Annotated in this window: 19 protein-coding genes; 6 read left to right on the plus strand and 13 right to left on the minus strand. The window is 63.4% G+C overall.

Annotated features, from left to right (window positions below; translation table 11 throughout):
* Positions 1–4: 4 nt before the first annotated feature.
* The 12 genes from ureC to AWB75_RS03590 form a co-directional block, all read right to left on the minus strand.
* Complete coding sequence (gene ureC, locus AWB75_RS03535) at positions 5–1,711, minus strand: urease subunit alpha (RefSeq protein WP_061122677.1); 1,707 nt, start codon at positions 1,709–1,711, stop codon at positions 5–7.
* A gap of 21 nt (positions 1,712–1,732) precedes the next feature.
* Positions 1,733–2,038, minus strand: coding sequence for an urease subunit beta (locus AWB75_RS03540; protein ID WP_061122678.1), 306 nt, complete (start codon positions 2,036–2,038; stop codon positions 1,733–1,735).
* A 4-nt stretch (positions 2,039–2,042) separates the two neighbouring features.
* Positions 2,043–2,345 carry an urease subunit gamma gene (locus tag AWB75_RS03545; protein WP_008342482.1) on the minus strand — a complete coding sequence of 101 codons (303 nt, stop codon included), beginning with the start codon at positions 2,343–2,345 and terminating at the stop codon, positions 2,043–2,045.
* A gap of 122 nt (positions 2,346–2,467) precedes the next feature.
* Positions 2,468–3,328 (minus strand): urease accessory protein UreD, encoded by an 861-nt coding sequence (locus AWB75_RS03550; RefSeq protein ID WP_061122679.1) that lies wholly within the window; start codon positions 3,326–3,328, stop codon positions 2,468–2,470.
* Between the two features lie 30 nt (positions 3,329–3,358).
* A complete protein-coding gene (gene urtE, locus AWB75_RS03555) occupies positions 3,359–4,051 on the minus strand; it encodes an urea ABC transporter ATP-binding subunit UrtE (RefSeq protein ID WP_061122680.1) in 693 nt (230 codons plus the stop codon).
* Between the two features lie 689 nt (positions 4,052–4,740).
* On the minus strand, positions 4,741–5,610 hold the full coding sequence (gene urtD, locus AWB75_RS03560; protein ID WP_061122681.1) for an urea ABC transporter ATP-binding protein UrtD: 870 nt from the start codon (positions 5,608–5,610) through the stop codon (positions 4,741–4,743).
* Positions 5,607–6,800, minus strand: coding sequence for an urea ABC transporter permease subunit UrtC (urtC, locus tag AWB75_RS03565; RefSeq protein ID WP_061122682.1), 1,194 nt, complete (start codon positions 6,798–6,800; stop codon positions 5,607–5,609). The genes urtD and urtC overlap by 4 nt, the downstream gene beginning before the upstream one ends.
* Before the next feature lie 3 nt (positions 6,801–6,803).
* Entirely contained in the window at positions 6,804–8,408 is a 1,605-nt protein-coding gene (urtB, locus tag AWB75_RS03570; RefSeq protein ID WP_061122683.1) for an urea ABC transporter permease subunit UrtB, read from the minus strand.
* A 77-nt stretch (positions 8,409–8,485) separates the two neighbouring features.
* Positions 8,486–9,793 carry an urea ABC transporter substrate-binding protein gene (gene urtA, locus AWB75_RS03575; protein ID WP_061122684.1) on the minus strand — a complete coding sequence of 436 codons (1,308 nt, stop codon included), beginning with the start codon at positions 9,791–9,793 and terminating at the stop codon, positions 8,486–8,488.
* A 231-nt stretch (positions 9,794–10,024) separates the two neighbouring features.
* Positions 10,025–11,341 (minus strand): MFS transporter, encoded by a 1,317-nt coding sequence (locus AWB75_RS03580; protein WP_061122685.1) that lies wholly within the window; start codon positions 11,339–11,341, stop codon positions 10,025–10,027.
* 175 nt (positions 11,342–11,516) lie between these two features.
* On the minus strand, positions 11,517–12,293 hold the full coding sequence (locus AWB75_RS03585; protein ID WP_061122686.1) for an SDR family oxidoreductase: 777 nt from the start codon (positions 12,291–12,293) through the stop codon (positions 11,517–11,519).
* 9 nt (positions 12,294–12,302) lie between these two features.
* Entirely contained in the window at positions 12,303–13,742 is a 1,440-nt protein-coding gene (locus tag AWB75_RS03590) for an aldehyde dehydrogenase family protein (RefSeq protein WP_061122687.1), read from the minus strand.
* A 220-nt stretch (positions 13,743–13,962) separates the two neighbouring features.
* On the opposite strand from AWB75_RS03590, the gene ppa reads away from it, so the two are divergent.
* Positions 13,963–14,490 carry an inorganic diphosphatase gene (gene ppa / locus AWB75_RS03595; RefSeq protein ID WP_061122688.1) on the plus strand — a complete coding sequence of 176 codons (528 nt, stop codon included), beginning with the start codon at positions 13,963–13,965 and terminating at the stop codon, positions 14,488–14,490.
* A 45-nt stretch (positions 14,491–14,535) separates the two neighbouring features.
* On the opposite strand, the gene AWB75_RS03600 is transcribed toward ppa, so the two are convergent.
* A complete protein-coding gene (locus AWB75_RS03600) occupies positions 14,536–14,829 on the minus strand; it encodes a GIY-YIG nuclease family protein (protein ID WP_061122689.1) in 294 nt (97 codons plus the stop codon).
* Positions 14,830–14,982: 153 nt separating this feature from the next.
* Between AWB75_RS03600 and AWB75_RS03605 the strand changes: the two genes are divergently transcribed.
* From AWB75_RS03605 to AWB75_RS03625, 5 genes are all read left to right on the plus strand, one after another.
* On the plus strand, positions 14,983–16,125 hold the full coding sequence (locus AWB75_RS03605; protein WP_061122690.1) for a GNAT family N-acetyltransferase: 1,143 nt from the start codon (positions 14,983–14,985) through the stop codon (positions 16,123–16,125).
* Between the two features lie 44 nt (positions 16,126–16,169).
* The gene (locus tag AWB75_RS03610) at positions 16,170–17,855 is read left to right on the plus strand and encodes an NAD+ synthase (RefSeq protein WP_061122691.1); all 1,686 of its coding nucleotides are present in this window, start codon (positions 16,170–16,172) and stop codon (positions 17,853–17,855) included.
* Positions 17,856–17,934: 79 nt separating this feature from the next.
* A complete protein-coding gene (glnK, locus tag AWB75_RS03615) occupies positions 17,935–18,273 on the plus strand; it encodes a P-II family nitrogen regulator (RefSeq protein ID WP_008342452.1) in 339 nt (112 codons plus the stop codon).
* A 146-nt stretch (positions 18,274–18,419) separates the two neighbouring features.
* Positions 18,420–20,177, plus strand: a complete 1,758-nt coding sequence (locus AWB75_RS03620; RefSeq protein ID WP_061122692.1) for a cation:proton antiporter — start codon at positions 18,420–18,422, stop codon at positions 20,175–20,177.
* A 152-nt stretch (positions 20,178–20,329) separates the two neighbouring features.
* Positions 20,330–21,787: a gamma-glutamyl-gamma-aminobutyrate hydrolase family protein gene (locus AWB75_RS03625; protein ID WP_061122693.1), complete on the plus strand. Its 1,458-nt coding sequence runs from the start codon at positions 20,330–20,332 to the stop codon at positions 21,785–21,787.
* Positions 21,788–21,856 lie beyond the last annotated feature (69 nt).

Here is a 21,856-nt window from a genome sequence, read left to right on the forward strand (position 1 = left end):
GGAATCAGAACAGAAAATAGCGCTGCGCCATCGGCAGAACGGTGGCGGGTTCGCAGGTGAGCAATTGCCCATCGGCGATCACCTGATAGGTCTGCGGATCGACGCTGATGGACGGCTGCCATGCATTGTGAATCATGTCGGCCTTCGTCACATGGCGGCAGTTCTTCACCGCGACGATCTGCTTGTGCAGGCCATAGCGATCCGCGACGCGCGCGTCCATCGCCAGTTGCGATACGAACGTGAGCGATGTCTTGCCGAGCGCGCCGCCGCGCGTCGCGAACATCTCGCGGTAATGCACCGGCTGCGGCGTCGGAATCGATGCGTTCGGGTCGCCCATCTGCGCGAGCGCGATCATGCCGCCCTTGAGTATCAGCGATGGCTTCACGCCGAAGAACGCCGGCTCCCAGAACACGAGATCGGCCCATTTGCCCGCTTCGATCGATCCGACTTCATGCGCGATGCCATGCGTGATCGCCGGATTGATCGTGTACTTCGCGACGTAACGCTTCGCGCGAAAGTTATCGTTGCGCGCGCCGTCTTCGGGCAACGTGCCGCGCTGCACTTTCATCTTGTGCGCCGTCTGCCACGTGCGGATGATGACTTCGCCGACGCGGCCCATCGCCTGCGAATCGGATGAAAGCATCGACAGCGCGCCGAGATCGTGAAGAATGTCCTCGGCGGCGATGGTCTCGCGGCGAATGCGCGATTCCGCGAACGCGATATCTTCCGCAATCGACGGATCGAGGTGATGGCACACCATCAGCATGTCGAGATGCTCGTCGAGCGTGTTGACGGTGTACGGGCGCGTCGGGTTGGTCGAAGAGGGCAGCACGTTCGGTTCGCCCGCGACCTTGATGATGTCCGGCGCGTGCCCGCCGCCCGCGCCTTCAGTGTGATACGTGTGGATCGTGCGGCCCTTGAACGCGGCGATGGTCGTTTCCACGAAGCCCGCTTCGTTCAGCGTATCGGTGTGAATGGCGACTTGCGTATCGGTGTCATCGGCGACAGAGAGGCAATTGTCGATCGCGGCGGGCGTCGTGCCCCAGTCCTCGTGCAGCTTCAGACCGATCGCGCCCGCTTTCACGTGTTCGATCAGCGGCGCGGGCAGGCTCGCGTTGCCCTTGCCGAGAAAGCCGAGATTCATCGGCCAGCCATCGGCGGCTTGCAACATGCGCTCCATGTGCCACGGACCCGGCGTGCAGGTCGTCGCGTTCGTGCCGGTGGCGGGCCCGGTGCCGCCGCCGAGCATCGTCGTGACGCCGCTCGATAATGCTTCGTCGATCTGCTGCGGGCTGATGAAGTGGATATGCGTATCGACGCCGCCCGCGGTGACGATCATTCCTTCGCCCGCGATCACTTCCGTCGCCGCGCCGATGGCGATGTTCACGTTCGGCTGAATGTCCGGATTGCCTGCCTTGCCGATTGCGAAGACGCGTCCACCCTTGATGCCGATATCGGCTTTCACGATGCCCCAGTGATCGAGGATCAGCGCATTGGTCACGACGGTATCGACCACATCGGCGGCGGGGCGTTGCGACTGGCCCATGCCGTCGCGAATCACTTTGCCGCCGCCGAACTTTACTTCTTCGCCGTAGGTCGTGAAGTCGCGCTCCACTTCGATGATGAGATCGGTATCGGCGAGGCGCACGCGGTCGCCGGTGGTCGGGCCGAACATTTCCGCATAAGCGCGGCGGCCGATGCGTAGTGTCATAGTATTCCTTTGGATTCCGAATTAAAGCGGGCCCATGACGAGCGCGTTGAAGCCATACACGCGACGATCGCCCGCGAGCGCGACGAGCTCGACCGTGCGTTCCTGTCCCGGCTCGAAGCGCACCGCCGTGCCCGCCGCGATGTTCAGGCGAAAGCCGCGCGCCTTCTCGCGCTCGAACTTCAGCGCGGCGTTGACTTCGTAGAAGTGGTAGTGCGAGCCGACCTGCACGGGGCGGTCGCCATGATTCGCGACGACGACCGTCACGGTATCGCGGCCCGCGTTGAGCTCGTGCTCGCCGTCATCGATGAAATATTCGCCGGGGATCATGTTTTCAGGGGATCGGATGATGAACCGTGACGAGCTTCGTGCCGTCGGGAAACGTCGCTTCTATCTGGATGTCGGGAATCATCTCGGGCACGCCTTCCATCACGTCGTCGCGGGTGAGGAGCGTCGTGCCGTAGTGCATGACTTCGGCGACGGTCTTGCCGTCGCGCGCCGCTTCCATCAAGGCTGCGGAAATGAAAGCGACCGCTTCCGGATGATTCAGTTTCAGGCCGCGTGCGCGGCGGCGTTCTGCGAGCAAGGCTGCGGTGAAGATCAGCAGCTTGTCCTTTTCGCGAGGCGTGAGTTTCATGAGTTCGTTGTTTTGATCGGCCGATGCTCCCTAGCGAGAGTCGTGCCAACGGCTGTTTCTATGCGTTTCGGCTCGTGTGCGCACCATGTCGGGGCAGATGCGCGCATCAGGTTGGTGCGTAACTACGTCGTCCATAAGCGCAAGGGCTGGGCCTCGACGTGATGCACGATTGGCCGCAGATGCGTCCAGCACTCGGTGAGCGCGCGTTGCAGCGGCTCCATCGAACGGCTGATTGCACGCACGATCAATACGCCGGGCGCGACGCACGATGCAGCCGCGCGCAGGGCATCGTCGAATGGCAACCGGGCCGTGAGCGTTTCGGCGAGCGCATCGTCGCAGGCGGGGCCGATTGCCCAGAGTGTGCCGTAGGCGGGAAAGCCTGCGAGCCCTTGAGCGCCATCGCGCAGGGGATCGGCTGCATCGAGCAGCGTGCGTTCGAACCAGAGCGTGCGGCCATCGCGATGTGCGATACGCGAGCTCGCCCTGATATGTCCGTGCGTCCATTTCTCGCCTGCTGCGGCGCGGCCGAGCAGCATCGCGTCCCAGCCGATCGCAGTGGCGCTTTCATCGAGCGTGAGATTGAATTCGAGCTCGATGTTCGACGCTTCGAACACGATGTTGTTTTGCGGAAGCCAGTCGAGCTTCGCGTGCGGCGCGAGGCGGATATCGATGCGTTGCGTCGCGAGCCTGCCGTTGGCCTTGTACCACTTGGTCGCGCCTGGCGTCGTGATGACGGCGTGCGTGCTCTCCTGCAATCGAACGTCGATGGACAGACGGTCGCCGCCCGCGACGCCGCCTGGTGGATGCACGATCACCGAGTGACAGATATCGCCTTCGGGATAGAGCGGCCGTTGCAGTCGCAGCGGCCCTTCGTGCTTGCGATGAACGCAGACCGTGCGGCCGTGCTGGCGCGCGTAGCCGAGTTCGAGCGCGCCGCGCCAGATTTCCGCGTCGGCGAGCGCCGTGTGTGATTCATGATGCATGACTGGGTCGCGATCGATGACAAGCCGTCATCATACGGCGATCAATTCGCGCACTCCATGCGCGTCCATGTCCGATCCCGCGCCGCCAGCGACGATTTCGCCGCGGCTCATCACCCAATAGTGGTCAGCGAGCTCGCGTGCGAAGTCGTAATACTGTTCGACGAGCAGCACTGTCATGCCCATTTCGTCGACGAGCTGTCTTAGTGTTCGGCCGATGTCCCGAATGATGGATGGCTGGATGCCTTCCGTGGGTTCATCGAGGATGAGCAGTTGCGGCTCGCTCATCAGCGCGCGGGCGATTGCGAGTTGCTGTTGCTGGCCGCCGGAGAGATCGCCGCCTCTTCGGTGTTTCATGTCTCTCAGCACGGGGAAGAGGCGGTAGATATGGTCGGGGATTTCTTTTGGTGCGGCTCGGCTCGCTGCGCCTACGAGCAGATTTTCTTCGACGGAGAGACGAGGGAAGATGTCGCGGCCCTGGGGGACGTAGGCGAGGCCGGTGGCAACGCGTGCATGCGTTGGCAGTGAGGAGATTTTGCTGCCGCGCCAGGTGATCGTGCCGGTTTTTGTTGGGACTACGCCCATCAGGCAGCGTAGGAGTGTCGTCTTGCCGACGCCGTTGCGGCCTAGCAGTACCGTCAGTTTCCCTTCGGGGATGGTCAGCTTTACCCCGCGGAGGATGTGGCTGCCGCCGTAGTATTGGTTCAGGTTTTCTATGTTTAGCATGTTTCGTGGTTCGCTTTCTTCTATGGAATCCTGATTTCGTGTCGGTCTATTGGCACTGCCCCTCCCCGGGGCGGGGGTAACTTTCTTTGCTCGGGACCAGAGTAAGCGCTAAAGCGCCAACTCTGGTCGACGCAAAGAAAGTCACCAAAGAAAGCAGCTATCCCCAGCCTAAGCACTTCACACCGGCCGCGGCACAGAACTACTCTCGTGGTCCGGCAATAGCGAGTGCAATCAAAGGTCTAATCGGGCTTGGATCGCGCACGGTCCGTCACATCGCACCGCATAACACACTGGTTCAGCACCTTATAGCTCCAGCCCGCTTCGCGGCCGACCGGTCAATCGGGATTGCGTGAGCCTGCGTATTGCTACGCCCACCGCTGGTTTCCCTTGCATACCCGGCGGCAGCGCATAGCGCTGTGCCGATGCTATTTCGTGCTGAACCAGGGTCCTTCGGGTACTAGCTTGTCAGACCGTGCGCGGTCCACGCCCGGCTCAACAATGGGAACACTCGCTACTCTGGGTTCCATTCAGCCAATCGCCTGTGCCGCGGCCGGCGTGAAGTGCTTAGGCTGGGGATAGCTGTTTCTTTGGTCACTTTCTTTGCAGCAGCAAAGAAAGTGACTGCCGCCCCGCACAGGGGCAACGCTAATAGACCGACACGAAAACAGGCATTCCCCGACAAAAAACCCTCACCGCCCCAGATAAGACTCAATAACCGCGTCATCGCGTTTGACCTCATCCAACGAGCCTTCAGCAAGCACCCTACCTTCGGCCATCACAGTAACCTTCCCAAAAGCCCCCGCAAGAGCAGCAACAAACTCCATATCATGCTCGACGACCATCATCGAACACGAGCCACGCAGCTTGTTGAGAAGATCGGCGAGTTCCATCGTCTCATGATCCGTCATGCCAGCAGCAGGCTCATCGAGCAACAGCAACGCAGGCTGCTGCATCAACAACATGCCGATTTCCAGCCGCTGCTTCTGTCCATGCGACAGCTCCCCCGCAAGCCGCGTCGCCTCGTGCTGCAGGCGAATCAACTCCAACGTTTCCTCGATGCGCGCCTGCGCCTGCGCATCCAGCCGCGCACGCAACGACGCAAACCAGCGCTTATCGGTCTTCATCGCGAGCTCGAGGTTCTCCCACACCGGATGATTCTCGAACACCGTCGGCTTCTGAAACTTCCGTCCGATGCCCGTGCGCGCAATCACCGGCTCCGACATGCGCGTGAGATCCAGCGTCTGCCCGAGAAACACGCGGCCGGCATCGGGCCGCGTCTTGCCCGTGATGACGTCCATCATCGTGGTCTTGCCCGCGCCGTTCGGGCCGATCACGCAGCGCAACTCGCCCACGTCGATGGAAAGCGTGAGCGCGTTCAACGCGCGAAAGCCATCGAAGCTCACGGTCACGTCCTCGAGATAAAGAATCGCGCCGTGCGATACATCGATCTCCCCGGGCGCCAGCACATGGCCCAGACCCGCAACGCCATTGAGATTGAGTTGCTCTTCAAGAGGCGGAAGCGGCGGCAGATCAACAATCAATGCGTTGTGTGCGGTCATTCCGCTGCGTCTCCATGAGCCTTCCCGCGGCGCGCGAGATCAATGAGTCCCATGATGCCGTTCGGCAAAAGCAAGGGCACCAGCGTGAAGATGAGGCCGAGGAAGAACAGCCAGTACTCCGCGAAATGCGCGGTGAAAAAGCTCTTCGCGCCGTTCACGGCGAACGCGCCGAGGATCGGCCCGATCAGCGTGCCGCGTCCGCCGACGGCGACCCAGATCGCCATTTCGATCGAATTCGCCGGCGACATTTCGCCCGGATTGATGATGCCGACCTGCGGCACATACAACGCCCCCGCAATGCCGCATAGCACGGCCGACACCGTCCAGATGAACAGCTTGTACGCGAGCGGGCTGTAGCCGAGGAACATGAGACGCGTCTCGCCATCGCGCACGCCGGTGACGACGCGCCCGAGCTTCGACGTGACGATCCGGCGCGCCGCGAGAAACGCGAGCACAAGCACCGCGAAGGTGATGAGGAAGAGGACGGTGCGCGTGCCCGGATGCGTGACGGAAAAGCCCGCGATACGCTTGAAATCCGTGAAGCCGTTATTGCCGCCGAAACCCGTTTCGTTGCGATAGAAAAGCAGCATCGCGGCGAAAGTCATCGCCTGCGTGATGATCGACAGATACACGCCCTTCACGCGCGAGCGAAACGTGAAGAAGCCGAACACCCACGCGAGCACGCCAGGCACGAGCACGACGAGCAGCAGCGCGTACCAGAGATGCTCCGTGCCTTGCCAGTACCACGGCAGCGCATGCCAGTCGAGAAACACCATGAAGTCGGGCAGATCGCTCTTGTACACGCCCTCGCGGCCGATCGAACGCATCAGGTACATGCCCATTGCATAGCCGCCGAGCGCGAAAAAGAGCGCGTGACCTAAACTTAGGATGCCGCAGTATCCCCACACGAGATCGAGCGCGAGCGCGCCAATCGCGTAGCACATGAGCTTGGCCGTGAGCGTCATCGCGTAAGCAGACAGATGGAACGCGCTCGTCTCAGGCAACACGAGCGCTGATATCGGCACGAGGACGCCCATCGCAACGACGAGCGCGATCAACGCGATCCAGCCATTGCGCGGCAGCAATGCGGCGCGCGGCGGAAGGCCGAGCGCGAAGCCGGCGCGCGCGGCGCTCGCATCGGGCTGCGGCGTGACGTCGAGATTCGCGGGGAAATTGGTCGATGCGGTCATGACTCACGCCTCCGCGCTGCGGCCCTTCAGAGCGAACATGCCCTGCGGTCGCTTCTGGATGAACAACACGATCAGCACGAGCACCGCGATCTTCGCGAGCACCGCGCCCCAGAACGGCTCGACTGTCTTGCTGACGAGCCCGAGCCCGAAGCCGCCGATCACCGTGCCCGCAAGCTGGCCGACGCCGCCCAGCACGACCGCCATGAACGAATCGATGATGTAGCTCTGCCCGAGATCCGGCCCGACATTGCCGATCTGCGAAAGCGCGCAGCCGCCGAGCCCCGCGATCCCCGCGCCGAACGCGAACGCATAGGAATCGACGCGCGCCGTCTTCACGCCGACGCACGCGGCCATGCGCCGATTCTGCGTCACGGCGCGGACAAAAAGGCCGAGACGCGTCTTCGTGAGCACGCCCCACGCGATCGCGACGACGGCGAGCGAGAACGCGAGGATCGTCAAACGGTTGTACGGCAGGATGAGGTTCTGCATCACCGCGACGCCACCGCTCATCCATGAAGGATTCGTCACCTGCACGTTCTGCGCGCCGAAGAGCGTGCGCGTCGCCTGAATGAGGATCAGGCTGACGCCGAAGGTCGTCAGAAGCGTTTCGAGCGGGCGTCCATAGAGATGCTTCAACACGAGCCTTTCCAGCACGATGCCGACGAGCGCCGCCGCGACGAACGAGGCGGGCACCGCGAAGAGCGGATACCAGTCGAACGCGGCGGGCGCGTAATGCTGCACGAGGTTCTGCACGACATAAGTCGCATAGGCGCCGATCATCAGGAACTCGCCGTGCGCCATGTTGATGACGCCGATCAGTCCATACGTGATCGCAAGCCCGAGCGCGGCGAGCAGCAGCACGCTGCCGAGCGACAGGCCTGCGAAGATCGTCCCGAAGACTTCGCTGCGGCGTTGAAGCGAGTCCAGCGCGTAGAGGCCTTCCTGCGCCACGTTGCGCACGCGCGCGTCGGGCTCGTTGAACGCGCCATCGGAATTCTTCGCGACGATCGGGCGCAGCAGTTCGTACATGTCCAGGTCATGCCGCGCGGCCACCAGTTGCGCGGCTTCGAGGCGCTTGTTCACGTCGGGATCATGCAGCGCGGTCATCGCCCAGAGCGTGTCCAGGCGCTTCTTCAAATCGGGATCGCGTTCGATGGCGCGGGCGCGATCGATCATCGGTTTCATCGATGCGTCCGGGTTTCTCAGCAGCGCAATGATTGCTTCGCGGCGCTTCGCGATATCGGTCGATGCGAGTTGCAGGCCCGACAACGCGCCCGCCACTTTCGTGCGCAGGATGTTGGAGAGGGTGATCGGCTGCGCCTCCGGCGCTTCGACGATCTTGCCGGTTACCGGGTCCTTGTTGCCTTCATCGGTTTGAATGGTGACGTGGCCATCATCGGTCGCGACGAGCGAGCCATCGGACAAGGCGTTGAGCACGGCGACCGAAGATGCGTCGGCGCTGGCGATGAGCTTGTCGATGGCTGCGGACTTCGCTTCGAAATCGTCGCCGGCGAGCGGGGCGAGATCGTCGCTGGTGAGCGCATGGGCCGCGAGCGACGTCAGCGCAATGCATAGTGCGAGCAGAACGCGCACGAAGGAACCGGTCATGGTGGCCTTTCTTGTATGACTCGAACGGCCGCGCGTCATCCATTGGCGCGCGGCCATGACTTCACGGCATCAATGCGTCAGGCCATGCGCACGCGCTGACGGCGCAGGAACGCGGGAATCGATGTGACCACATCCGGCTTGCCCTGATTGCCTGCGATATACGGGCTCCACGGCTGCGCGCGGATCGCGGTCTTGGTCTTCCACACGACGTTGAACTGGCCGTCGCCGCGAATCTCGCCGATCATCACGGGCTTGTGCAGATGATGGTTGCCGTCCATCGTCAGCGTGAAGCCCGAGGGCGCGGCGAAGGTCTGACCGGGCATCGCGGTGCGGACCTTGTCGACGTCGGCGCTCTTCGCCTTTTCGACTGCCTGCTTCCACATGTGGATGCCGACGAAGGTCGCTTCCATCGGATCGTTGGTGACGCGCTTGTCGCCGCCGGGCAGGTTCTGCGCTTTCGCGTACGCGAGGAATTCCTTTTCGAACTTGGAGTTGTTCGGGTTCTTCACCGACATGAAGTAGTTCCATGCGGCGAGGTGGCCGACGAGCGGTTTCGTATCGATGCCGCGCAGTTCTTCCTCGCCGACCGAGAACGCGACGACGGGCACGTCGGTCGCTTTCAGGCCCTGGTTGCCGAGTTCCTTGTAGAACGGTACGTTCGAATCGCCGTTGATCGTAGAGATGACGGTCGTCTTTCCCCCTTGGGAAAAGGTCTTGATGTTCGCGACGATGGTCTGATAGTCACTGTGTCCGAACGGTGTATAGACCTCCTGAATATCTGCATCCTTGACGCCCTTTGAATGGAGGAACGCGCGCAGGATCTTGTTGGTCGTGCGCGGATACACGTAGTCGGTGCCCAGCAGGAAGAAGCGCTTGGCGCTGCCGCCTTCCGCGCCCATCAGATATTCGACGGCGGGAATCGCTTGCTGGTTGGGCGCCGCGCCTGTATAGAAGACGTTGCGCGACATCTCTTCACCTTCGTATTGCACGGGATAGAAGAGCAGGCCGTTGAGTTCTTCGAAGACGGGCAGCACCGACTTGCGCGACACCGAGGTCCAGCAGCCGAACACGACCGCGCACTTGTCCTGCGTGAGAAGCTGGCGGGCTTTTTCGGCGAAGAGCGGCCAATTGGAGGCAGGATCGACGACGACGGGCTGAATCTGGCGGCCCATCACGCCGCCGTTCTTGTTGATATCGGCGATGGTCATGAGCGCCGTGTCTTTCAGCGACGTCTCGGAGATCGCCATCGTGCCTGAGAGCGAATGCAGGATGCCGACTTTGATCGGGCCGGTATCGGCGGCGTGGGCTTTCGTGATCGGAAGCTGGCCTGCGAGGGCCAGCGCGCTCGACATGGAGCCGAACTTCAGCAGACTGCGTCGTTTCATTTTTACGTTCCCCTTGCCGATTTGGTTTGTTTGAGCAGGTTCCTCGGTTTGTTTTGCAAGGGGTGTGCCAATTGGCGGGGATGCACTAGCCGTGCGGGTTTCGTCGTGGTTTTGGGTTTGATGTGTTCGATGCGCGGCGGGGTTTTGGTGCACAGAGGGGCTTTTGTGCATCGTTGCGGTGCGAAGGTGCTCTTATGGAAAAAGCCCAAAGCACCGCCGCCCCAAAAACGCTTAGCGATTAACCGTCCGCGCCGGCACGCTCAAAACGAGCAAAGCACCGAGCACGAGAAAGCCAGCAAGCATATACATCCCACTGGAATTGGAAGCAGTTGCCTGCTTCAACCACCCCACAAGATAAGGACTTAGAAAACCAGCAAGATTCCCGAGCGAGTTGATCATCGCGATACCCGCCGCCGCGCCCGTCCCGGCGAGAAACGCCGTCGGAAGGCTCCAGAACAAGGGCAGCGTCGTGAGAATGCCCATCGTCGCAAGCGTGAGCCCGAGCATCGCAAGCGTCGTGTTCGACGACCAGATCACCGACAGCACCAATCCAATCGCGCCCAGGAAAGCCGGAATCGCAATATGCCAGCGCCGCTCGCCGCTGCGATCCGCGCTGCGCGCAGCGTACAGCATGCCGATCACCGCCGCGCCATACGGAATCGCGGACAACAGGCCCACGTGCAGCGCATTGGAGACGCCCATCGACTTGATGATCGTCGGCAGCCAGAAGCTCACGCCGTACAGACCCATCACGAACGAGAAGTAGATCAGGCTCATCAGCCATACCTTCGGGCTCGACAGAATCTTGCCGATCGAATGATCTTCCTTCTCGACGTTATCCGCCGCGATGTTGCGTTCGAGCAGATCGCGTTCTTCCGCGGTGAGCCACTTCGCCTTCGCGATGCGGTCATCGAGCTTCATCAGCACGACGATACCGACGATGATCGACGGAATGCCTTCGAGCAGCAGCAGCCATTGCCAGCCATGCCAGCCGTTCTTCATGTGGAAAGCGTCCATGATCCAGCCGCTGATCGGCCCGCCGATCAAACCCGACAGCGCGATCGCGGTCATGAACAGCGTCGTGATGCGCGCGCGCCGGCGCGCCGGAAACCAGTACGTCAGATAAAGAATGATGCCGGGGAAAAAGCCCGCTTCCGCCGCGCCGAGCAGAAAGCGCATCACGTAGAACATCGTCGGCGTCTTGACGAACATGGTGAGCGCGGAAATGATGCCCCACGTGATCATGATCCGCGCGATCCACACGCGCGCGCCGACGCGATGCAGGATGATGTTGCTCGGAATCTCGAAGATGAAATAGCCGAAGAAGAAGATGCCCGCGCCGAAGCCGTACACGGTGTCGGACAACTGCAGGTCGGCGGCCATCTGCAATTTGGCGAAGCCGACGTTCACGCGATCCAGATACGCGACGATATAGCAGATCAGCAGAAGCGGCGCGAGCCGCCAGACGACCTTGCGGTAAGTGGCCTCTTCGAAGGCGGAATTGGCGCCCGCGGCGGGGCGGGGCGCCGGGTTGGCGGTGCTGGCCATGTTGCTTGTCTCCTCTAGTTTTTAACGCACGAAGCCGAGCGGATGGGCCCGCTCATGTTTACGGACGCGTAAGGATTCTAGCCCTTCGGCAACCACGCCAAACGCGTGTTTTCGCTAGGGAAAGCCCCGATGTTTGAGCGCACGCCGCAAGCGCCGCGCGGCGTGCGCCCGACGCTCAGACGCAGCGCCCGCCATCCACTTCGAGCGCGACGCCGGTGATGAACTCGGCGTCGTCGGAGGCGAGATAGAGCGCTGCGTTCGCGACATCCTGCGGCGTCGAGAAACGGCCCAGCGGAATCGTCGCGAGAAACTTGCGGCGGTTCTCCGGCGTGTCTTCCATGCCCATGAACTCGGAGAGCAGGGCGGTTTCGCCCATCACCGGATTGATGCAGTTCACGCGGATGCGGTCCGCGCCCAGCTCGACCGCGAGCGCCTTGCTCGCGACGATCACCGCCGCCTTGCTGCCGTTGTACCAGACGAGGCCGGGGCGCGGCCGCACGCCCGCCGTCGACGCGATGTTGATGAACGCGCCGCCGCCCCGCTCGCGAAAATACGGCACGAACTGCTCGACGCTCCAGTAGATGCTCTTCACGTTCACCGCGTAGACACGGTCGAACTCGGCCTCGGTCACATCCATGACGGGCTTGTTGCGGTGCGTCGTCCCCGCATTGTTGACGACGACCTGCACGCTGCCGAAGTCCTGAATGGCCGCATCGAAGAGGGTTTGCCAGTCGGCGCGCTTCGTGACATCGCCCGCTACGGCGATCGCGCGGCCGTGCTTCACTTCGGGCGACGACGCGAGCGCGATCTCGCTCGCCACACGCTCGGCGGCCGGCCCGTTCAGATCGTTCACGACGACATTCGCGCCCTCGCGCGCGAACGTCCTCGCAATGCCTTCGCCGAAACCCGAGCCGCCGCCCGTCACGATCACCGTCTTCCCTTGCAGTCGCATGGTGTCTCCTTATCCGTGTTTGATTGCGATGGTCTTCAGCGTCGTGAAGCCGTACAGCGCCTCGAAGCCTTTCTCCCGCCCGTGTCCCGAATGCTTCACGCCGCCGAACGGCAGTTCGATGCCGCCGCCCGCGCCGTAGTTGTTGATGAACACCTGCCCCGAGCGCACGCGGCGCGCGAGGCGCATCTGGCGCGCGCCGTCGCGTGTCCAGATGCCCGCGACCAGTCCGTAGTCGGTGCCGTTGGCGAGTTTCAGCGCCTCGGCTTCGTCGTCGAAGGGCATCGCGGCAAGGACCGGACCGAACACTTCCTCGCGCGCGAGCCGGTGCGTCGGCGGGACGTCGCGCAGGAGCGTCGGCGCCTGATAGAAGCCGGTTTCTGGCGCATCGCCGACGACTTCGCCGTGCGCGGCCATCGGAATGCCGTCGTGCTGCGCGTCGGACAGGAAGTCCCACACGCGCTGCTGCTGCTTCGCGCTGATGAGCGGGCCGCAGTCGAGATCGAGCTTGCTCGGGCCGACCCGCAAAGCGGCGAACGCTTGCCCGAGACGCTCCAGCAAAGGCTCGTAAGCCGAGCGCTCGATCAGCACGCGGCTGCCCGCCGAGCACGTCTGTCCCGCGTTCTGCACGATGGCGGCGACGAGCACGGGCAACGCCGCGTCGAGGTCGGCATCGGCGAAAACGATCTGCGGCGACTTGCCGCCGAGTTCCAGCGTGACGGGCACGTGGTTGTCGGCGGCCATTTTGGTGACGGCCGCGCCCGTCGCGGGGGAACCCGTGAACGAGATGTGATCGATGCCCCGATGCCGCGCCAGCGCCGCGCCCGCTTCGTGCCCGTAGCCGGTGACGATATTGAGCGCGCCATCGGGCAGGCCCGCTTCCGCCGCGAGCTCCGCGATGCGCAACAGCGACAGGCACGCGTCCTCCGCCGGCTTCACGACGCACGCGTTGCCGGTCGCGAGCGCCGCGCCGACACTGCGCCCGAAAATCTGCAGCGGATAGTTCCACGGCACGATGTGGCCGGTCACGCCATGCGCTTCGCGGATCGTCAGCACGGTGTAGCCGGACTGATAGGGCAGGGTTTCGCCGTGCAGCTTGTCGGCGGCGCCCGCGTAGAACTCGAAATAGCGCGCGATGCCGGTCGCGTCGGCGCGCGCCTGCTTGAGCGGCTTGCCGGTGTCGCGCGCCTCCACCTGCGCGATGTCCTCGTGACACGCGGCGATCAGCATCGACAGGCGCGCGAGGATGCGTCCGCGCTCGGCGGCGCTCGTCGTGCCCCACGGGCCGTCGAAGGCGGCGCGTGCGGCGGCGACCGCGCGGTCGATGTCGCCCGCATTGCCGCGCGCGATCTGCGCGAAAATCTGGCCGTCCGACGGATCGACCACCGGAATCGTCTCGCCGCCCGATGCCGCGACCCAGTGGTTGTTGATGAAATGCTTCGCGTCTTCCATGCATGTCTCCTGAAATCGGGGCTTCCTGTGCCGGAATTCGATCTGGTCTTTCGATTATCACGCCAACGCGCGGCGCGTGCCTTGCGCACAAAGGCGCAGGGCGCGATTGGCTATAATGGCGTGATCACGCACAAGCGCCGCACGCGCGCCGCGGCGGTGCCTCGAAGACCGTCCGTCCGTGCGATTCCTTCTCCCTTCTCAACTTCTCCAGAGAGTGCTCATGAGCTTCAATAACGTACCTCCCGGCAAGGACCTTCCGCAGGATTTCAACGTCATCATCGAGATTCCCGCGCAAAGCGATCCGGTCAAATACGAAGCCGACAAGGACATGGGCCTGCTCATCGTCGACCGCTTCATCGGCACCGGCATGCGCTATCCGGCCAACTACGGTTTCATCCCGCAGACGCTTTCGGGCGACGGCGACCCGGTCGACGTGCTCGTCATCACGCCGTATCCGCTGCTGGCCGGCTCGGTCGTGCGCGCGCGCGCGGTCGGCATGCTGCAGATGACGGACGAATCGGGCGTGGATGCGAAGCTGATCGCCGTGGCGCACGACAAGGTCTGCCCGATGACGGCGAACATCAAGTCGATCGACGACGTGCCCGAGTTCCTGAAGGACCAGATCAAGCACTTCTTCGAGAACTACAAGGCGCTCGAAAAGGGCAAGTGGGTGAAGGTCGAAGGCTGGGCGGGCATCGATGCCGCGCACAAGGAAATTTCGGAAGGCGTCGCGAACTATAAGAAGTAAGTTCCGCGAACAAGCGCCGCTGCACGCTTCTCGCGCGGCGGCGCTTCATTCTTCTTCGCTTGCCTCGGTCTGGGGCAACACCGATTCCAGCGTTCTTTTCCCCGCGATCAGCGCGCGTTTTTGCATCGGCGACAAGCGCTTCACGCGATATTCCGCCCGCAACGCCTCCGATTTCCCCGCCAATTCGAACGACGCCAGCACACGCAACGGCTTCTTCGCGCGCGTATATCGCGCGCCCTTGCCGCTCGCGTGCGCGGCAAAGCGCGCTTCGACGTCCGTGGCGATGCCCGTGTACAGGCTGCCGTCGTCGCATTCGATCAGATAGAGGAACCAGGCCATGAGCGCGTGTCGATGATTTGCCGCGCATTATCGCTGAAAGCACCGTCTCAGGGCGCGGGAACGCGCGGGCGTCATTCAACGACTTGCGCGAGAATAGCCGCTTTCGGGCGCGGTTCTTGAATGCGTCCATCGATATTTCAGCGAGGTAGCCTGTTGAATCGCGAGATCGAAATTCATGTGGTCGATGCGCTCACCGACATCCCCGCCGGCGACTGGAACCGGCTCGCGGGCGACAACCCGTTCGTGCGTCACGCGTTTCTGTCGGCGCTGCAGGAGACGGGCTGCGCGGTGAAGCGCACCGGCTGGCGCGCGCATCATCTGATACTGAAACGCGGTGGAGAATTCGCCGGGGCGATGCCGCTCTATCTGAAGTCGCACTCGCGCGGGGAGTACGTGTTCGATCACGCATGGGCCGATGCCTTCGAGCGCCACGGTCTGCGCTATTACCCGAAAGCGCTCGCGGCGGTGCCGTTTTCGCCGGTGACGGGCCCGCGCCTCATCGCCGCGCACCACGAAGATCGCGTGCTGCTCGCGCGTGGTGCGATCGAGCTCACACGCAGGCTCGAACTTTCATCGCTGCACGTATTGTTTCCGCATGCGCAGGACGTCGAGGCGCTGACGGACGCGGGCTACATGCTGCGCGAAGGCGTGCAGTTTCATTGGGAAAATCTGCCCGGCGACGGCTTCGCGAGCTTCGACGCCTTCCTCGCGACGATGAGCCATGACAAGCGCAAGAAGGTGAAGCAGGACCGGCGGCGCGTGACGGAAGCGGGCGTCAGCTACACGTGGCTGCGCGGCGCGCAGATCGATCAGGGCGCGCTCGACTTCTTCTACGACTGCTATGAGAACACGTATCGCGAGCACTGGAACGCGCCGTATCTGACGCGCGAATTCTTCGGCCAGATTCACGCCGACGCGCCCGACAGCATCCTGCTCGTGATCGCCGAAGCGGACGGCGAGCGCCTCGCGTGCGCGCTCAACATGATCGGCGGCGACACGATGTACGGCCGCTACTGGGGCACGCGCGAGTTCATCTCGGGGCTGCACTTCGAGACGTGCTACATGCAGGGCATCGCGTATTGCATCGAGCACGGGCTCGCGCGCTTCGAAGGCGGCGCGCAGGGCGTGCACAAGATGTCGCGCGGTCTTCTGCCGACGCCGACATGGTCCGCGCACTGGATCGCGGATCAGCGTTTCGCCCACGCGATCGCCGAGTTTCTCGATGCCGAAACCGAAGCGATGGATCATCACATCGAGGAACTCGAAGCGCATACGCCGTTCAGGAAGAAAGCTTGATGCGATAATTCCCGCCGTCATCGCACCCTCAATATTGCATCGACATGAAAACCCGCATTGCACTGGCCCAGATCAACGTCACCGTCGGCGATTTCGCCGGCAACGTCGCGCGCATCGTCAATGCCGCGCGCGCCGCGCACGAGCATGGCGCACGGCTCATGATCGCGCCGGAACTGGCGCTCTCGGGTTATCCGCCGGAAGATCTGCTGCTGCGTCCGGCGTTTTATCGCGCGAGTGCGGAAGCGCTCGACGCTCTCGCCGCGCAACTCAAAGCGTTCGCGGGCCTGCATGTGCTCGTCGGGCATCCGCATCGCGCGCAGGAAGACGGCGCCGACATGAACGCACCGATCGCGCGTGGCGTGCCGCCGCGCGATACCTACAACGCGGCATCGCTGATCGTCGATGGCGCCATCGCCGGCACCTATCTGAAGCAGGATCTGCCCAACACGGAAGTCTTCGACGAGAAGCGCTACTTCGCCACCGATCCGCGTCCGTTCGTGTTCGATCTCGACGGCGTGCGCTATGGCGTCGTGATCTGCGAGGACGCGTGGCACGCATCGGCGGCGCAGCTCGCGAAGGCGGCGGGCGCGCAAGTGCTGCTGATTCCGAACGGCTCGCCGTTTCATGTCAACAAGGAATCGGTGCGCTTCGACATTTTGCGCGCGCGCATTCGCGAGACCGGCATGCCGATGGTCTACGTGAATCTCGCGGGCGCGCAGGACGAACTGATCTTCGACGGCGGCTCCTTCGTGCTCGATGCGAACGGCGAGCTCGTCACGAAAGTGGCGCAGTTCGACGAGGCCATCGGCTATGTCGAGTTCGACGGCACCACGCCGGTGCGTGGAAGTGTCGCGCCGGACTTGCCGCTCGAAGCGCAGGTGTACAAGGCGCTCGTCGTCGGCGTGCGCGATTACATCGGCAAGAACGGGTTTCCGGGCGCGATCATCGGCTTGTCGGGCGGCGTCGATTCGGCGCTCGTGCTCGCCGTCGCTTGCGATGCGCTCGGCCCGGATCGCGTGCGCGCCGTGATGATGCCCTCGCGCTATACCGCCGACATCTCCGCGACCGACGCGCGCGACATGGCGCAACGCGTCGGCGTGAAGTACGACGAGATCGCCATCGCGCCGATGTTCGAGGCGTTCCGCGGCGCACTCGCGCAAGAGTTCGCGGGCCGCGCGGAAGACGCGACCGAAGAGAACATGCAGGCACGCATTCGGGGCACGCTCCTGATGGCGCTGTCGAACAAGTTCGGCTCGATCGTCCTCACGACGGGCAACAAGAGCGAAATGGCGGTCGGCTATTGCACGCTGTATGGCGACATGGCGGGCGGATTCGCCGTCATCAAGGACATCGCGAAGACGCTCGTCTACAAGGTCTGCCACTACCGCAACGCGACCGATGCGTACGGCGCACGCGATGTGATTCCCGAGCGCATTCTCACGCGCGCGCCTTCCGCGGAGCTGCGCGACAACCAGACCGATCAGGACAGCCTGCCGCCCTACGACGTGCTCGACGCGATCATGCGCATGTACATGGAGGAAGACCGCTCGCTCGCGGAGATCGTCGCTGCGGGCTACGACGCGGACGACGTCGCGCGCGTGACGCGCCTCATCAAGATCAACGAGTACAAGCGCCGGCAAGCGCCGATCGGCATTCGCGTGACGCATCGCGCGTTCGGCCGCGACTGGCGCTATCCGATCACCTCGCGCTTCAATGAATCACTGGCTTGATCAAACGCGACTAGAATCGAAAGCATCTCTCCGAATCCGTCCATCCGGGACATCCATTCACATCGAAGCGAGGCACGCCATGAAACGCATCACCGCCATCATCAAACCGTTCAAGCTCGACGAAGTCCGCGAAGCGCTGGCCGAAGTCGGTCTGACCGGGCTGACGGTCACGGAAGTGAAGGGCTTCGGACGCCAGAAAGGACATACCGAGCTCTATCGTGGTGCAGAGTATGTGGTCGACTTTCTGCCGAAGGTGAAGATCGAGGTCGTCGTCGCGAACGATCAAACCGATCAGGTGATCGACGCGATCATCGGCGCGGCGCGCACCGGCAAAATCGGCGACGGCAAGATTTTCGTCGCCGACGTCGAGCGCGTGATCCGTATCCGCACCGGCGAGGAAAACGAAGCGGCTGTCTGAGCGTCCGCTTTTTTGCGCTTTTTTCCCGGGCCCGCCGTTCGCGCGGGCCTTTCTTTTTTTTCACGCCATTTCCTGCCTGAACGCAAGCGTTTCTCATCCGTGCGGTAACATCGAAATCTCGTTATTTCTTTGTAAGGAACTGTTTGATGCATCACGCGATCGGCTTCATTCAGGATCTCGCGGTGATCATGGCCATCGCGGGCGTCGTGACGGTGCTGTTTCACCGTCTGCGACAGCCGGTCGTCCTGGGCTATATCGCCGCGGGAGTGATCATCGGGCCGTACACGCCGCCGTTCAATCTGATCCACGACGAGGCGACCATCCAGACGCTCGGCGAGCTGGGCGTCGTGTTCCTGATGTTCTCGCTCGGGCTCGAGTTCAGCCTGCGCAAGCTGTTCAAGGTCGGCGCGACGGCGTTCGTCGCGGCGCTCTCGGAAATCGTGCTGATGATCTGGATCGGCTACGAGATCGGGCGCTGGTTCGACTGGACCGTCATGGACTCGCTCTTTCTCGGCGCGATGCTCGCGATCTCGTCGACGACCATCATCGTGAAAGCGCTGTCCGAGCTCGGCATGAAAGGCGAGCACTTCGCGCAGATCGTGTTCGGCATTCTGATCGTCGAGGATATTCTCGCCATCGCGATGCTCGTGCTGCTGTCCGGCATCGCGCAGACGGGTTCGGTGAGCGCGGGCGTCGCGGTCGTGACGCTGGGCAAGCTGCTGCTTTTCATGACCGTGTCGCTGGTCGTCGGCATTCTCACGGTGCCGCGCGCGCTCAATTACGTCGCGCGCGCGAAGAGCGACGAGATGCTGCTCGTCACCGTGCTCGGTTTCTGCTTCGGTTTTTGCCTGCTCGTCGTGAAGCTCGATTATTCGATCGCGCTCGGCGCGTTCCTGATCGGCGCGATCATGGCGGAGTCGAAGCATCTCGCGCGCATCGAGCATCTGATCGCGCCGGTGCGCGACATGTTTTCGGCGATCTTTTTCGTGACCATCGGCTTGCTGCTGAATCCGAAGGTGCTCGTCGATTATGCGTGGCCGATCGCCGTCATCACGATCGCGGTGGTGGCGGGCAAGATCGTGTCGTGCGGGCTCGGCACGTTTCTCGCGGGCAAGGACGGGCGCACCGCGATGCGCGTCGGCATGAGCGTGTCGCAGATCGGCGAGTTCTCGTTCATCATCGCGTCGCTCGGGTTGTCGCTGAAAGTGACGAGCCCCTTTCTCTATCCGATCGCGGTCGCGGTATCAGCGCTCACGACGCTCTTCACGCCGTATCTGATCCGCGCCGCCGATCCCGCCACGATACGCCTTTCGCGCGCGATGCCCGCGCCGCTCGCGCACACTTTCGGTCTCTATTCGCAGTGGCTCGCGAGCCTCACGCCCGCGTCCGGCGGCCCGACGCTCTTCTCGATGACCCGGCGCATCGTGCTGCAGATCGCGGTGAATCTCGCGCTCGTCGCGGCGATTTTTTTAGGCGCTTCGTATGCGGCGCCGTTCGCGTCGGGCTATCTCGCGCGCTGGCTCGACACCGACAACGCGCGGCGCGTCGTGCTGTGGAGCGCGGCGCTCGTCGTCGCGCTGCCGTTTCTGGTCGCGGTGTATCGCAAGCTCGAATCGCTCGCGCTTCTGCTCGCCGAAGTGAGCGTGCAGCCCGCGAAAGCGGGGCGCTTCACGCGCGCGATTCGATTAGGCGTTTCCGGGCTGATTCCGATCGTCGCGATGTTCGGCGTCTTTCTACTTGTTGCGGCGTTGTCGGGCGGCATCCTGCCGCCGTTCGGCCTGATGGTCGGCGTGCTGCTGTGCGCGGCGCTGCTGCTCACGGTGCTGTGGCGCTGGTGCGTCAAAATCCACGCGACGATGCAGATCGCACTGCGCGAGACCTTCGAGGAACCGCGCGATCATTGACGGCTTCTTCGCGGGATAGCCCTGACAGCGACGCATGACCGCTTCTCGCGATAATGTGACCAAATGTGTGCTCGTTTGCCCCGTCCTGTCGACAGGCGGATAATTTAGGGCTTGTGCATTCTCCTTACGGCGCGCGAGCGCTTGAAACCGGAATGAGCGATAACAAAACGTCCAACGACGCAAGCAGCACCGACGCACGCCGAAGCGGCGCCGACTCCTCAGCCGCGGGTTATTCGCGAAACGAGACATCCAGGCACGATGCGGCAGGCGGCGCGAATCCCACGGCGCCGCCCGAAGCAGCCGCGGCGGCTGCGGCGCCCGGTCCCGACGCAAGCGCGACCGAACGGGCATCGACAGACGGGCCTTCGAGCGCATCGAACGTCGAACCGGTCGATGCAGCGCAGACCCGGCGCGACGCCGCAAGGCAGGAGGCTCGCGACGCGCGCGCATCGGCGGCGAGCGCGACCGCCGCGCAGGAAGCCGCGGTGCGTGCGAAGCAACCTGCATCGGCGAAACCCAGGGCGAGCCTCGCCGAGAATTTCGAAGCCGCGACGGAAGCGGAAGCCGCGAGCACGGCCAACGCGCAATCCGCCTCGTCCGATTCACCGACCGGCCGCGCCGCGCCGTCGCCTGCCGTCGGCCTGCCGCCCAGCATCAGCGAGGCGCCGGACTTCGGCACGCTCAATCCGCCGCCATTGCCGCCGCCCGAACAGGCCGCGGCACCGGCGCCACCCGCCTATCTCAAGCAGTCGGATTCGGCGTGGTCCGTGTTCGGCCGCATCGTCGCGGCGCGCGCGCGTCAGATTTTCGACCGCGCGGGGCAGCGCATCACGCAGCGCACGCTGCGTATCGGCGTGTCGGCGCGCATCTTTCATCCGGAGCCGGGCGCGAAAGGGCTGCGAGGCAAGACGCTGCAATATCTCGAGGAATCGATCGCGCACTGGGTCATGTCGCGCGACGTGCTCGTATTCATGATTCCGACGGTCGGCCAGCAGGGCATGCTGCATCCGAGCAATATCCGTCTGCGCGACTACGCGAAGCATCTCGACGGTCTCCTGCTGCAAGGCGGCGCCGACGTTTCTCCGCAGTCCTACGAGGAGCGCACGACGCGGCCCGAATGGCCGGGCGACCGCGTGCGCGACATGTACGAGCTGGAGCTGCTGCACGAGTTCGTCGAGTCGGGCAAGCCGGTGCTCGGCGTGTGCCGGGGCTGTCAGCTGATCAACGTCGCGTTCGGCGGCACGCTCTACGGCGATATCGCCACCGACGTGCCGACGGCCGGCATCCACGTCAACGAGCATTACGACCAGCACCGGCATTCGATCCGCTTCCCCGAAGGCTCCACGCTCGTCAACATGTTCCCGAATCAGCGCGACGCGATCGTCAACTCGATTCACCATCAGGCGGTGAAGACGCTCGGCCGCGATCTGAACATCGAGGCGGTGTCGGCGTCGGACGGGATCATCGAGGCGGTGCGGTATCGCAAGTCGCCATTCGTCGTCGGCGTGCAGTGGCATCCGGAGTTTCATCGCGCGGGCGGCGCCGAGTTGCTCGATTGCACGCCGCTGCTCGATACGTTCCTGCGCGTCGCGCGCGAGACGCGCTTCTGAGCTTGCTTCCGAGCCCGAGCGCATCGCGATACGACGCAAAACGAGAAGGCCCGCTCGATTCGAGCGGGC

This window comes from Caballeronia catudaia, from assembly GCF_001544755.2.
Taxonomy (GTDB): domain Bacteria; phylum Pseudomonadota; class Gammaproteobacteria; order Burkholderiales; family Burkholderiaceae; genus Caballeronia; species Caballeronia catudaia.